The sequence below is a fragment of the Marivirga harenae genome (assembly GCF_030534335.1).
Classification (GTDB): Bacteria; Bacteroidota; Bacteroidia; order Cytophagales; family Cyclobacteriaceae; genus Marivirga; species Marivirga harenae.
This window is the reverse complement of record NZ_CP130565.1, coordinates 1,631,604-1,644,085: the sequence shown is the minus strand read 5'-3', so window position 1 is coordinate 1,644,085 and position 12,482 is coordinate 1,631,604. Positions and strand designations below refer to the sequence as shown.

General features: G+C 35.1%; 13 protein-coding genes. 4 read left to right on the top strand and 9 right to left on the bottom strand.

Annotated features, from left to right (window positions below):
• The first annotated feature begins 9 nt into the window (after positions 1-9).
• Positions 10-519: a hypothetical protein gene (locus tag Q3Y49_RS06970; protein ID WP_303271576.1), complete on the top strand. Its 510-nt coding sequence runs from the start codon at positions 10-12 to the stop codon at positions 517-519.
• A gap of 564 nt (positions 520-1,083) precedes the next feature.
• Here Q3Y49_RS06970 and Q3Y49_RS06965 read toward each other — a convergent pair.
• The 3 genes from Q3Y49_RS06965 to Q3Y49_RS06955 form a co-directional block, all read right to left on the bottom strand.
• A complete protein-coding gene (locus Q3Y49_RS06965) occupies positions 1,084-1,881 on the bottom strand; it encodes an FkbM family methyltransferase (RefSeq protein WP_303271575.1) in 798 nt (265 codons plus the stop codon).
• 255 nt (positions 1,882-2,136) lie between these two features.
• Positions 2,137-2,337 carry a hypothetical protein gene (locus Q3Y49_RS06960; RefSeq protein WP_303271574.1) on the bottom strand — a complete coding sequence of 67 codons (201 nt, stop codon included), beginning with the start codon at positions 2,335-2,337 and terminating at the stop codon, positions 2,137-2,139.
• 7 nt (positions 2,338-2,344) lie between these two features.
• Positions 2,345-3,805, bottom strand: a complete 1,461-nt coding sequence (locus Q3Y49_RS06955; RefSeq protein WP_303271573.1) for a M28 family peptidase — start codon at positions 3,803-3,805, stop codon at positions 2,345-2,347.
• Between the two features lie 136 nt (positions 3,806-3,941).
• Here Q3Y49_RS06955 and gcvP point away from each other — a divergent pair, with 136 nt between their 5' ends.
• Positions 3,942-6,854 (top strand): aminomethyl-transferring glycine dehydrogenase, encoded by a 2,913-nt coding sequence (gcvP, locus tag Q3Y49_RS06950; protein WP_303271572.1) that lies wholly within the window; start codon positions 3,942-3,944, stop codon positions 6,852-6,854.
• 86 nt (positions 6,855-6,940) lie between these two features.
• Here the strand turns inward: gcvP and Q3Y49_RS06945 are convergent, their stop codons facing one another.
• From Q3Y49_RS06945 to Q3Y49_RS06930, 4 genes are all read right to left on the bottom strand, one after another.
• The gene (locus Q3Y49_RS06945) at positions 6,941-7,333 is read right to left on the bottom strand and encodes a T9SS type A sorting domain-containing protein (protein ID WP_303271571.1); all 393 of its coding nucleotides are present in this window, start codon (positions 7,331-7,333) and stop codon (positions 6,941-6,943) included.
• A gap of 17 nt (positions 7,334-7,350) precedes the next feature.
• Complete coding sequence (locus tag Q3Y49_RS06940; RefSeq protein ID WP_303271570.1) at positions 7,351-8,127, bottom strand: UDP-2,3-diacylglucosamine diphosphatase; 777 nt, start codon at positions 8,125-8,127, stop codon at positions 7,351-7,353.
• Between the two features lie 157 nt (positions 8,128-8,284).
• Positions 8,285-8,776, bottom strand: coding sequence for a Dps family protein (locus Q3Y49_RS06935; RefSeq protein ID WP_303271569.1), 492 nt, complete (start codon positions 8,774-8,776; stop codon positions 8,285-8,287).
• A gap of 59 nt (positions 8,777-8,835) precedes the next feature.
• A complete protein-coding gene (locus tag Q3Y49_RS06930) occupies positions 8,836-9,093 on the bottom strand; it encodes a YtxH domain-containing protein (protein ID WP_303271568.1) in 258 nt (85 codons plus the stop codon).
• Positions 9,094-9,206: 113 nt separating this feature from the next.
• On the opposite strand from Q3Y49_RS06930, the gene Q3Y49_RS06925 reads away from it, so the two are divergent.
• Positions 9,207-9,743 carry a helix-turn-helix domain-containing protein gene (locus Q3Y49_RS06925; protein WP_303271567.1) on the top strand — a complete coding sequence of 179 codons (537 nt, stop codon included), beginning with the start codon at positions 9,207-9,209 and terminating at the stop codon, positions 9,741-9,743.
• Positions 9,736-10,257 carry a hypothetical protein gene (locus Q3Y49_RS06920; protein ID WP_303271566.1) on the top strand — a complete coding sequence of 174 codons (522 nt, stop codon included), beginning with the start codon at positions 9,736-9,738 and terminating at the stop codon, positions 10,255-10,257. Before Q3Y49_RS06925 ends, Q3Y49_RS06920 begins: the two co-directional genes overlap by 8 nt.
• On the opposite strand, the gene Q3Y49_RS06915 is transcribed toward Q3Y49_RS06920, so the two are convergent.
• Both Q3Y49_RS06915 and Q3Y49_RS06910 read right to left on the bottom strand, forming a co-directional pair.
• Positions 10,258-10,716, bottom strand: a complete 459-nt coding sequence (locus tag Q3Y49_RS06915) for a DUF6438 domain-containing protein (RefSeq protein ID WP_303271565.1) — start codon at positions 10,714-10,716, stop codon at positions 10,258-10,260.
• Between the two features lie 55 nt (positions 10,717-10,771).
• Entirely contained in the window at positions 10,772-12,418 is a 1,647-nt protein-coding gene (locus Q3Y49_RS06910) for an RluA family pseudouridine synthase (RefSeq protein ID WP_303271564.1), read from the bottom strand.
• Positions 12,419-12,482: the final 64 nt, after the last annotated feature.

Sequence of the window (12,482 nt, the reverse complement as noted above, 5' to 3'; positions counted from 1 at the left end):
ATTTTAGCCATGAAAACAGAGTCAATAGAACAGAGTCAACGATTTACTTTGGGATCAGGTGATATTAGTATGTCTGAAAACACTGCCAGAAAATTAAACTATGTAGCAGGTGGACTGATGATGATATCTTCATTATACTATTTCATCAGCTTTATATATGAAGGAGCTGATTCTAATTACAAAATCATTTCAGGTGTATTATTTTTCTTGACTGCGAGTATGTTTTTGTTCAAAGCCCACGTTGAATTATCCACCACCTCTAAGTATGCCCCCCATTTCTTGATTTCCGAAAGTCGACTAAAAATCAAAACAGGAGTTTTCAAAAATTCTGAATTTATTAACTGGGATGAAGTTAAGAAAATAGAGCTAGGCTACTACTTAATTGGGATCAAAAGTAAAACAGGGCTACAATACTTTCGCTATTCTACGCGAAAAGAAATCTCTATCAAGATCAAAAGAGCTATTGAAGATATCGCTGTTCAAAAAGGGATAAAGGTTGAGAATTTATCGAAAAGATAGTTTGAATAGGCTTGCAATATAAAAAATTAGCTCAACGTATAGAACTCTTGATAAATACCACAAAACCTTCAAGCCAAATATAATCTAGATCTGAGAGATCCGGGTGGGAGGACAAAAATGCGGGCCAGTCAAGGGATATGGGCGCAGCATATCATTGTCTTGATTCTTTCCCAGCCAAAGGCTGGTCAGTCTCTGGCCAATTTCCTTTTGACCAAGCCATCGCAGTCTGGCAACTGAACCTCAAGAGAGATAACAAAATATTCCCATGCTAGCTGATATCATCGTGAGCTAAACAGTCTTTGGCTGCTCTATTGTTTTCTTTAGCTTCTATTGTGGTTAAATTTCCAGCTTTAGCTGGTTTTTAGTCTAGTTATATAGAAGCAAAAAAAGGTATATATGCACAAACTTCAATTTGAAAAAAAAATCTATCCCATATTACTTAAACCTCAGATTTGACCCAAAAACACCAATTTTCATTTTTTACACATGATTAAATCTCAAAAAAGATGTTCTAATTTCTACTTTAGTCTATTTTAGAGGGACTTTTCATTTTTCAAGAGCACCCTACCTGTTCTTCAAAAGATTTATCAAATCAGTTTCAGTTTTCTTAACGGCAATAAAATTTGGCCCTAGAAAGTCTTCGTATTTAAACTCGTATTTTCTAAACTCAACCGTTTTCGGGAAAATTTTTCCTAGTAAGTAGCCTTTACTCTCGAAATAGTTGTAAAAATCAATCAGCAATTTTTTAGTGGTAATATTGATATATCCATATTCGAACTGAATCATCCTTATTTTTCCATTCGAAATATGTTCATCGAAACCTACCAAGGCATCAAATTCAGCGCCTTCCACATCAATTTTTAAAAGGTCAACTTCATTAATGTTTTGGTTTCTCATAAAGTCGTCTCCTTTAATCAATTCAATTGTCTGCTTTTGAGTCGATTCGTAAGATAGACCCTGTATGTCAACCAATGAAGAATGAGTATTGGAATTAAAAATATTAATTTCTTTGCTGGTATTGGTTTTGTAAAGTCCTTTTTGAACAGGCACCATATTGGTATGAGCTCTTACATTTTGTGATAAAAGCTTGAAAGTATCTTTCACAGGCTCAAGTGAATATATTAAGGTATTGGGCATCAACTCTTTACAAACTAATGAGTATTTGCCTATATTGGCTCCCCCATCGATAATCACTGCGGGGTTTAGTTTTGATATCTTTTTTAGGATAGTATACTCTCCATTAGAATGCAGATCATGGTTCCTGTTTTCATATAATCTGTTTAAAGCCCTACCGAAGCCTGCAAGCGCCTTAAATAATCTATTATGCGTATTCTTCTTAAAAATTCTCTTTACTGATGACATAATTCATTAATACCATTTAACTAACATCTTGACAAATAGCTCAAGACACTTTTATAATCTCCGCATTAAAGCTGTTGAAAGCTATTGATTTTCAAATAATAAACATCCTCTAGTCTCAAAATCAGAAGCTAATGCACTGATCGGAGGAAACAAAAGTACTAGGAAGAATGCTAAAATTGCATCAAAATCCAAATAAAAAGCTAAGCTGAAAAAATTCAACTTAGCTTTCTTAGTGAGATTTCCTATCTAATTTTTTTAAGCACCACTGCAGTTCCAATCTTGACCGTATTGATTTCCTGTCGTCTCTAGCTCATCTTCAAATTCTTGCACTTCGTCAGGTGAACCGCAATAATCCTCTTCAACGCCAGTATTGGCTTCGGTACAAACCACACAAACTTCCACTAGCCCACAGGCGGAAATCATCAAAATCAAAATAAGGGTTGCCAGCTTTTTCATAATTACTCTATTCTGTAGTTTCTTCTTCTACTTCATCTATAGTCAAACGATTTTCTCTATTGGCTATTTCCCAAGCAGTATAAAAAACTAAATCGGTTCTCTTTTTCAATACATCAAATTCAATCTTATCTACTGTGTCCGTATGCTGATGATAATCAGGATGAGTACCATTAAAGTAGAAAATAATTGGAACACCATTTTTTGCAAAATTCCAGTGATCTGATCGATAGTAAATTCTATCAGGATGGTCTTCTGCATTGTAAGTATAATCCAGTTCCAATTTTGTATAATTTTCGTTCATTGCTTCACTAATTTCATGTAGCTCTGTAGAAATTCTGTTCGATCCAATCAAATACACAAACTCCCGATTATCCATATGCGCAGAATCTACTCTGCCAATCATATCAATATTAAGGTTTGTAACCGTATTTTCTAAAGGGAATACAGGGTTTTCAGCATAATGGGCCGAGCCTAATAAACCTTTCTCTTCACCTGTAACGGGCATGAACAAAACACTTCTTTTTGGGCCATGACCTGCTTTTTTGGCTTTTACAAAAGCTTCAGCTATTTCTAATACTGCAGTAGTTCCAGAGGCATCATCGTCTGCACCATTATAGACTTTTCCATCTTGAACCCCAACGTGGTCGTAATGTGCAGTTAAAATAATTAACTCTTCCGGCTTTTCAGTTCCTTCCAAATAACCTAATACATTTTCCGTCTCCATGATTTCAGTATTGATTTCTGCAAAAAGCTTAGCAGATGCTCTATCACCAATTTTTAATTCAGAAAGTGGTTTACCGAAAAACTCTTCTGCTAATTCATTATAAACGACAACACTAGCTAATCCTTCCTTAGAAGGTTTCTCTCTGGATAAAGAACCGTGTGTAGCATAATATCTTCCATACCTTAACACCATATTCATTCTGCTACTATCTTCAGCAAAAACCAATGCCCCTTTTGCTCCTAATTCTTCAATTGTCTTTAAGGTTGGAGTAAATTGTCCTTCTGCTTGAAAAGCCAGAAATTTTCCTTCTGCTTCAACACCCTCTAAATCCTCTTCAGTAGCCTTATTAACGAATACTATTTCAATTTCTTGGTTTTCGACTGGCGTATTTGCCCAATAAACCATTTGATCAAGGTTTTTAATGGTTTTATCATTCACCACCATCTCCGCTTCACCTCTATAGGTTTGGTATAAATTGAATTTTTGAAAATAAGAACCATCGACAGGGGCTTTTAGGCCTAATGATTCAAAATGATTTTTTATATATTCAGCAGCTATCTTTTGCCCTTTTTTCCCTGTTTCTCTGCCTTCAAGCGAATCTGAGGCCAATAGGGTTAAGTGTCTTGTTAAATCTTCATCTGTAATGGTTTTAGCATATTTTTTTGCTTGCTTTTCCATTACTTGGGCTGACAGTAAAGTAACTGCCAATAAACTCATGGTTAGAGTTGAAAAAAAAGTCTTCATAATTAAGGGTTTAAGGTAAATTTATTTAAAATTTTTACTGTTATGTGAACAAAATTCCTAAATAATATATTGTACTTTTGTGGCACGAAACAGTCCGTAATATCTAAAATATTTATTAAAGATACTTTCAAATATTATGAAATTAAACCCTCTGTACCAAGAAAGATTTGATGTAAGGCATAATGCACCGGATAATCAGCAAATATCGGAGATGCTGAAAACGGTAAAAGCCGATTCTTTAGAACATCTCATTGATGAAACCATTCCTAAAGCGATCCAATTGAAGAAGGATTTGAACCTCCCTGAGGCGCAAACCGAATTTGAATTCTTAGAATCTTTTAGAGATGTAGCTGATAAAAATCAGATTTTCAGATCTTACATAGGATTAGGTTATTATAATACTCATACACCCGGTGTGATTCAAAGAAACATCTTGGAGAATCCAGGTTGGTACACTGCTTACACTCCTTATCAAGCAGAAATCGCGCAAGGAAGATTAGAGGCATTGGTTAACTTCCAAACAATGGTCATCGATCTAACCGGTATGGAAATCGCAAATGCTTCGTTGTTAGATGAAGGTACAGCAGCAGCAGAAGCGATGAGTATGTTTTTCGGATTAAGGAAAGGTAAAAAGAAAGACGCAAAAGTTTTCTTTGTAGACGAAAATACGTTCCCTCAAACTATCGACTTGCTTAAAACAAGGGCCAATCCGCTTGGTATAGAATTACGATTTGCTGATCTCACGCAGTTAGATGTGAATGACCCAGAAATATTCGGTTTCTACGCTCAGCAGATCAATGTCAAGGGAGAAGTATTAGATCTTAAACCTTATATTGAAGCGGCTTTAGAAAATAATGTATTTTCAACAATAGCGGCAGACTTATTATCCTTAGCATTATTAACACCTCCTGGTGAAATGGGTGCTGACTGCGTGGTAGGAACTTCTCAAAGATTTGGCATTCCATTAGGCTATGGGGGCCCTCATGCAGCATATTTTGCAACCAGAGACAAATATAAAAGACAAATACCAGGGAGAATTATTGGTGTTTCCATAGATAAACACGGCAATAAGGCCTACCGTATGGCACTGCAAACTAGAGAGCAGCATATCAAGAAGGAAAAAGCTACTTCAAATATTTGCACAGCGCAAGTACTATTAGCTATCATGTCTGGAATGTATGCGGTTTATCATGGCCCTATGGGATTGAAGAAAATTGCTATACGAACTCATTCACTAGCAAAATTATTAGCTAATGGATTAACAACCCTTGGTTATGAGATTGATAATAAGAATTTCTTTGATACAATCACAATCCAACTAGAATCAGAAAAACTAAGAGAAAAACTCCATTCGTTATTGTACGAGCGGAAAATCAATTTAAATCTTAGCGGAACTCATACAGTTTCAATCGCTTTGAATGAGACAACTAGAATTCATGACGTAAAAGAATTGTTGGAAATATTCGCACTTGTGGTTGATGAAGATGCCAATAAATATAATGTTGATGATAAAGTTGATCAATTAGATTTAGATTGGCCTAAGCAATTGATTCGTGAAAGCAATTTCATGGAGCATCCTGTATTCAATCAATTCCATGCCGAGCATGAAATGCTTCGCTACATCAAAAGATTAGAAAATAAAGATCTTTCGCTCGTTCATTCCATGATTTCATTAGGATCATGCACAATGAAATTAAATGCCACAGCAGAAATGATTCCTGTTTCTTGGCCAAAGTTAGCTCATATCCACCCTTATGCACCAAAGGAACAGGCTTTGGGTTATAGAGAAATGTTTATTAAGCTAGAAAACATGCTAACTGAAATTACAGGTTTTGCGGCAACATCTTTACAACCCAACTCAGGAGCTCAAGGTGAATATGCAGGTTTAATGGTAATAAGAGCTTTTCATCAAAGCAGAGGGGAAGATCACAGGAACGTGACTATCGTTCCTTCCTCAGCTCATGGAACAAACCCTGCTAGTGCAGTAATGGCAGGAATGAAAGTCGTAATCACGAAATGCGATGACAAAGGAAATATTGATTTAGATGATCTAAAAGCTAAGGCAGAAGAATACAAAAATAATTTAGCTGCCCTAATGGTAACCTATCCTTCTACACATGGTGTATTTGAAGAAAGTATTCAGGAAATCTGTCAGGTAATTCATGACAATGGTGGGCAGGTTTACATGGATGGTGCCAATATGAATGCTCAAGTAGGTTTAACTTCTCCAGCAAACATCGGTGCTGATGTTTGCCATTTAAATCTTCACAAAACATTCTGTATTCCTCACGGTGGAGGTGGACCAGGTATGGGGCCAATCTGCGTTGCTGAACATTTGCAGGATTTCTTACCAGGTAACCCATTAATTCCAACCGGAGGCAATCAGGCTATTTCAGCAATCTCTGCAGCCCCTTGGGGAAGTGCAAGTATATTAGCTATTAGTTACGCTTATATTTGCATGATGGGTGCTAAAGGACTCAAAGCAGCAACTCAAATTGCCATTTTAAATGCAAATTACATTAAAGAAAGGCTAGCTGATCATTATCCAGTCCTTTACACTAACCAAAAAGGTAGGGCTGCTCATGAAATGATAATTGATTGCAGAGGCTTTAAAGATTTTGGCATTGAAGCGGAAGATATTTCTAAACGATTAATGGACTATGGTTATCACTCTCCAACTTTATCATTCCCTGTTCCTGGAACTATGATGATAGAGCCTACAGAAAGTGAAAGCAAAATGGAACTAGATAAATTTTGCACAGCCATGATTTCTATTAGAAAGGAAATTCAGGAAGTTGCCGATGGAAAAGCCGATAAAAATGAAAATGTCCTAAAGAATGCACCACATACTATGTCTGTAGCATTAGCAGAAAAGTGGGAGCTTCCATATACCAGAGAAAAAGCTGTATTCCCGTTAGAATCTATTCGCCACAATAAATTCTGGCCTAGCGTCAGTAGAATTGATAGTGCATATGGAGATAGAAACTTAATGTGTAGCTGTATTCCGGTTTCAGAATATGAGGAAAAACCAGAAGAAGCATTAGCTTAAGCTCCGGTATTAAAATTTCAAATAAAAACCCTCTCAGATTGAATGCTGAGAGGGTTTTTTGATTAAAAACTCTTTAGTAGTAAGGTTTATTCTACGATAATAGACTTCGTTTTATTGTATTGAGAACTACCTGCCTCCACAATGAAAAACTTTGGATTATAATAAGACAAATCGTATTCCTTTGTATATAAACCAGATTTAGAAATGGTTTCCTGTTTTATCAAATTGCCAATCAAATCATAAATCTTGATTTTCACGGCTTTATCATCTTCTTTATAAAAACTGATTGTGAATTTCCCAGTTTCTGTCTTCTTTAATTTAAAATCAAACTCAGGATTAACCAATAATTTTTTTGGATAACTAACTCTCCCATCTTTTTCAATACTTTCAACTTCTACGCTATCCCTCGATTTGTTTTGAGCAAGGGAAGCAGAGAGCGAAAGACATAAAAATGTAAGTAATAGTAAAACTCTTATCATATTATTTTGGGCAGTAATTAATCATCCTCAAATTTTTCTAACACAAAATCTTTGCCATTAAAAGATGCAAAAGTATTATAATTCACCCATTCCCCTAAATTTATGTAACGAGAATTTTCTGCTACTTCTAAATCGAGCGGTAAATGCCTATGCCCGAAGACAAAATAATCGTAATGAGTATGCTTTTCAATCTCTTTTGCGTAAGTCCAGAGCCACTCCCCTTCACCTAAAAACTTTTCTGTCTCAACAGTACTACTACTTATTCTGCTACTTGCTGACCAACTATTAGCAATTCTGATTCCCAAATCTGGATGAATTTGTCTAAAAAGCCATTGACATAATTTATTAGCAAATACTTTTTTGAGAAATTTATATTGCCTATCACCTGGCCCTAATCCATCTCCATGCCCAATTAAAAACTTCTTATCATTAGCCAATAATGTTAAGGGTTCTCTAAATAAATCAATACCTAATTCTTCTTTAAAATAACCAAACATCCACATATCGTGATTTCCGGTAAAAAAATAGATCGGTAATCCACCATCTGCCAATTCAGCTAGTTTTCCTTGAAAGCGAACAAATCCTTTGGGAACAACTGTTTTATATTCATGCCAAAAATCAAATATATCTCCAACTAAAAATAAAGCTGATGCATCTTTTTGTATATGATTCATCCACCGCACTATTCTTTGTTCTCGTTTATGGCTCTCTTCTGAATTAGGGGCACCCAAATGAAAGTCTGACGCAAAGTATATTTTTTTAGAGGCCGGTATGTCCAGTTTTAGGGTTTTCATGATCGGCTACAAAGCTAAAAAAAGCATACTAAATCCTAACTATATTTTTCATTTAACAATAAAATCTTTTAAAATGAACCAAAGAACCAACACATGGCCAGAAACAAAAAAAGCTGAGCTTTAAAAACCCAGCTTTTTTTTCATGATGGAAAAAACCTTATTTACCCAAAAATGAACTTAACATCCAGTGATGCTTTTCCATATCTTGGATAAAAGTGTTTAACATATCTTCAGTACCTACATCTCCTATATCAATAGCTGCATTCATTGCATCTGTTAAAAAGGATAATAATATCTGATAGTCATTTAAAATTTCTTGAACCATTTCCTCCGCAGGTAAATCGGATGGAGACTCTTTAATATTTGAATGCTCTATGTAATCACTTAAGTTACTGAGAGGCGTATGTCCAAACACCCTAATTCTCTCTGCTATTTCATCAATACTTTCTTTGGCTATATCATACCTTTCCTCAAATTGTTCATGCAAATCAAAGAAATCCGCGCCTTTCACATTCCAATGAAAGTTTCGTAATTTTTGATAATGCATGTGATAATTTGCAAGCAATGCATTCATCACTTCTACCAATTTGTCAGTTTCTGACTTGTCGAAACCTAATTTTCTATATCTTTTATCAACTGTTGTACTCATAAAAATTATTTTTTTAACTTGTATTAAACGTGGTTAACATTTTAATATCAAACCAGTTATCAATTTTTATAATTGACTGACTCCTTCAATTGATCGATAGTTTCTTTTCCTTTAGATGAAACACTATCAATCTCCTTATTTAATGTCGATTTCAGTTCATCAATTTTTTTCATTGAATCTTTATATGATTTATCGACATTCTTTTTTAATTTCTTTCTGGTTTTATCACCTTTTTCTGGCGCATAAAGAAGACCTGCTACTGCTCCTGTTAACAATCCTAAACTAAATCCTGTCAAAATTTTTACTCCGTTATTCATAGCGATTATAATTTTATGTTTATTGATTAATTTCTATCTATATTAACCTGCAGATCAAAAAAATGTTACATATATTGACATTTTTCCTCGATAAATGTTAATATTGTTGACAAATGACAAAAATAGCAAACAATATAAAATATCTCAGGACCCAAAAGGGCTTGAGTCAAACAGCAATGGCTGAGGCTGTTGGACTGAAAAGAGGTAATATTGCTTCGTATGAAAAAGAACTTGCACAGCCAAGTATAGAAAACTTGGTCAAAATTGCAGATTTCTTTGGAATAGATATCCACCAGATCGTAAATGAAGATTTACAATTTTCTCCTAAAAAAATCCCGTCCGAAAAAAGTCCATTTAAAATTTTTGAAGAAAGGTTTCCTATACAAGGATTAAAAGACAGAGTGAATGCTCTTAAAGGGAATCATAATCCAGATGAAAAAATCAAAAAACTGAAAGATCAAAACAAGGATATCCACAAAGTGGTTGAAGGGTTTAGGGCATTTCATAAGATGAGGGTGGAATCTAGTACTGATGCTGAAGAGTTGAATAAAAAGTTGTCAGGTGACTATGAGAACTTATTAGATATTCTGTTGACTGTATTAAGAAGCAACACTGATTTAATTAAAATTCTAGACAAAAACCATGAATAATTTAACAAAAATCGCATTCCTACTACCATTATTTTTCTCTTGCAATTTGACATTTGCACAAAATTACGATCAGGATGTTCAATCTGTTGATGCTATAATGTCTGCTTTAACAGCCGTGATTTCTGGACCTGCTGAGGAAGAAAGAGATTGGGAAAGATTTAAATATCTGTTTTCTGCTGATGCGAAATTAATCCCAACTCAAAAATCAGAAACTGGCGAAGTCAGCTACAATTATTGGACTCCAGAGGAGTATGTTAAAATGTACCAAACGAACAGGGGTGGAACAGCTTTCTATGAACAGGAACTTTTCAGAATCACTGAATCTTTCGGTAATATTGCACACTGTTTTAGCACCTATGCAGTACGCACCTCAGAAGATGGCCCAATTGAGAGAAGAGGGATTAATAGTATTCAATTATTGAAAGGAGAGGACAGATGGTACATAATGTCGGTCTTTTGGAGCAATGAATCTGCTGATAAAAAACTTCCGAAAAAGTACTTAAAAAAGAACTGATTACTTATTAAACACCTGCACTTCAACAAATTTCAGGATTGCATCGGAAAGATTTGAAATCGATTCAGGACCTCCTCCAAACCTTGATACTCTTTTATTGATACCATTGCGATTATATGTAAATTTTTGTGTTGGTAGGTTTTGCACTTTAGATTGATAATTATCATTCAAAGTTGCCCAGTCAGCAGTTTCAATAATTCCAAGTAATGCTTCAAATTGCTCATCAGTAAGGGTTTGTTTATGTCTTCCATTCAATGCTGTGTTTTCTTCCCCTATAAATATCAAGGTTTTATCTCCATATAGAGACAATTCAAATGCGGGACATGAAGTTTGACAAGGTGCAGAATTTAAACTAAAGATTTCCTCTACATTTTTAGAGCTTAGACTTTTACTATTAGAACATGATACTAATGAAAAAACAATTATTGCTGCTGCTATTGATCTTGTTATCTTTAACATAGTTGGTTTAATTTATACTTGAACCTATTGTTTATACAGAAATGAACTCATTTAGTTACAATCCAAAATCTGCCTTGTTTTCAAATTCCAATAATTCTTCAGTTTTGGGGTGCTTAAATTGAATGTATCCAGCATGCAACATAAGCCTTTCATCTTTTTTACCATAAAGTGTATCTCCAACTATGGGCGCATCTAGTCCTTGAGGATGCGCTGCGTGAACCCTAAGTTGATGTGTTCTTCCCGTTATTGGAAAAAATACAACTTCACATCTATTTTCAGTCTGTTTGATTAATTTCCATTGAGTCAGTGCTTTCCTACCTGCTTCAAAATCTACCTTCTGCATGGGACGATTATCCTCATCCACCGCTAAGGGTAAACTGATTTCTCCTTCTTGCTTTGACAATGCTCCCTCCAAAACAGCAGAATATCTCTTTTGGATAGTTTTATCCATAAATTGCTTTTGCAAATACTTATGGCTTTCTAAATCTTTGCTGATTAACATGATCCCTGAAGTCATTTTATCTAAACGGTGAGCTAACAATGGACCAGAGGCTTTGGGATACTTTTTTTGCATTCTGATCAGTACGGAATCCTTGATCTCTTTGGAAGGAATACTTAGCAAGCCAGCAGGCTTTACAATCACCACAATCTGTTTGTCTTCATACAAAGTTTCGACTACTTTATCTTCCGCAGTGTACAGCAAAAGGGGATCTTGTTCTAGCTGCAGGCCTGTGAGCATATGTCCTAAAACAGGTTTGCATTTTCCACTGCAAGCAGGATAAAATCTTCCCTCTTTCCGTAATTCAGATTTAGGAGCGTTCCCCCACCAAAATTCGCCCATTGCCAAAGGTTTATAATGATTTTCAAAAGCGTATTGTAATAATTTGGGTAATGCACAATCGCCAGCACCGGATGGAGGATAGCCAAATTCTTCAAATACTTCTTCTAAACCCTTCCTATTTCCCTTGACATTTAAAAATTGATATTGATCGAAAATCTGCTTTTGAAGTTGAGTTGATTTCTTTTTCCTTTCCTTTTTTAATTGTTGAATTTGAGATTCATATGTCGCTACTTTTGATTGGATCGTTGCTATTTTTTTCTTCCACTTCTTAAGAAGCTTTTTGTAGTCATAATCTTCGTTTCTACTTTCTTTTCGTAGCTTCTCGTCCAGCTTATCAAAGGCATTTGGACTCAATTCAATCATTCCCTCTTCCCTCTTTTCCTTTCTAATTGCCTTCAACTTTTGCTTTTTTTCCTGCTCCAATTTTAATTCGACATTTGATCTCTTACTCTGTAATTTGAGCTGATCCATTAAGTGGATGAAGTTTGGATCTTCTTCGAGCAACTTAATTTTGTTATTGATGCTATCTAATTCTTGTTCCCCTTTTTTATAGAAGCCCTCAATTTCCAATCTGTTATAAATTGGTGGCACAAAGTTGATGGGAGGTGTCCCTTGATAGTCTTGCCCTGAAAAGGAACATAAATACCCTAATTCTCCCTTCTGGTTTTTGACTACTAAAACACCGTACATTTTGCCACTTATTTCATTGCGTATTTTAGCAGACTTCAAGACTTCTTGTAGCTCATTTGCGGCAAGTTCCGTAAGTGGATGGGGTTCATAAGAAAATGGGAAAGTGAATCTCTTAGGCAAAGTAAAATTAGAAATGTCAGAATTGAAGTTTATGAAGTGAGTGTCCTGCATAGGTTGGGAAATATGAAATGCCTGAGGCTGTAATTATTTAGAGAAACAAAATTAAGTAAATATA

Excerpts from the sequence above, each read along its gene's own strand:
- Q3Y49_RS06970 (WP_303271576.1), top strand. The coding sequence starts at position 10 with ATGAAAACAGAGTCAATAGAACAGAGTCAACGATTTACTTTGGGATCA.
- Q3Y49_RS06965 (WP_303271575.1), bottom strand. The coding sequence starts at position 1,881 with ATGTCATCAGTAAAGAGAATTTTTAAGAAGAATACGCATAATAGATTA.
- Q3Y49_RS06960 (WP_303271574.1), bottom strand. The coding sequence starts at position 2,337 with ATGAAAAAGCTGGCAACCCTTATTTTGATTTTGATGATTTCCGCCTGT.
- Q3Y49_RS06955 (WP_303271573.1), bottom strand. The coding sequence starts at position 3,805 with ATGAAGACTTTTTTTTCAACTCTAACCATGAGTTTATTGGCAGTTACT.
- gcvP (WP_303271572.1), top strand. The coding sequence starts at position 3,942 with ATGAAATTAAACCCTCTGTACCAAGAAAGATTTGATGTAAGGCATAAT.
- Q3Y49_RS06945 (WP_303271571.1), bottom strand. The coding sequence starts at position 7,333 with ATGATAAGAGTTTTACTATTACTTACATTTTTATGTCTTTCGCTCTCT.
- Q3Y49_RS06940 (WP_303271570.1), bottom strand. The coding sequence starts at position 8,127 with ATGAAAACCCTAAAACTGGACATACCGGCCTCTAAAAAAATATACTTT.
- Q3Y49_RS06935 (WP_303271569.1), bottom strand. The coding sequence starts at position 8,776 with ATGAGTACAACAGTTGATAAAAGATATAGAAAATTAGGTTTCGACAAG.
- Q3Y49_RS06930 (WP_303271568.1), bottom strand. The coding sequence starts at position 9,093 with ATGAATAACGGAGTAAAAATTTTGACAGGATTTAGTTTAGGATTGTTA.
- Q3Y49_RS06925 (WP_303271567.1), top strand. The coding sequence starts at position 9,207 with ATGACAAAAATAGCAAACAATATAAAATATCTCAGGACCCAAAAGGGC.
- Q3Y49_RS06920 (WP_303271566.1), top strand. The coding sequence starts at position 9,736 with ATGAATAATTTAACAAAAATCGCATTCCTACTACCATTATTTTTCTCT.
- Q3Y49_RS06915 (WP_303271565.1), bottom strand. The coding sequence starts at position 10,716 with ATGTTAAAGATAACAAGATCAATAGCAGCAGCAATAATTGTTTTTTCA.
- Q3Y49_RS06910 (WP_303271564.1), bottom strand. The coding sequence starts at position 12,418 with ATGCAGGACACTCACTTCATAAACTTCAATTCTGACATTTCTAATTTT.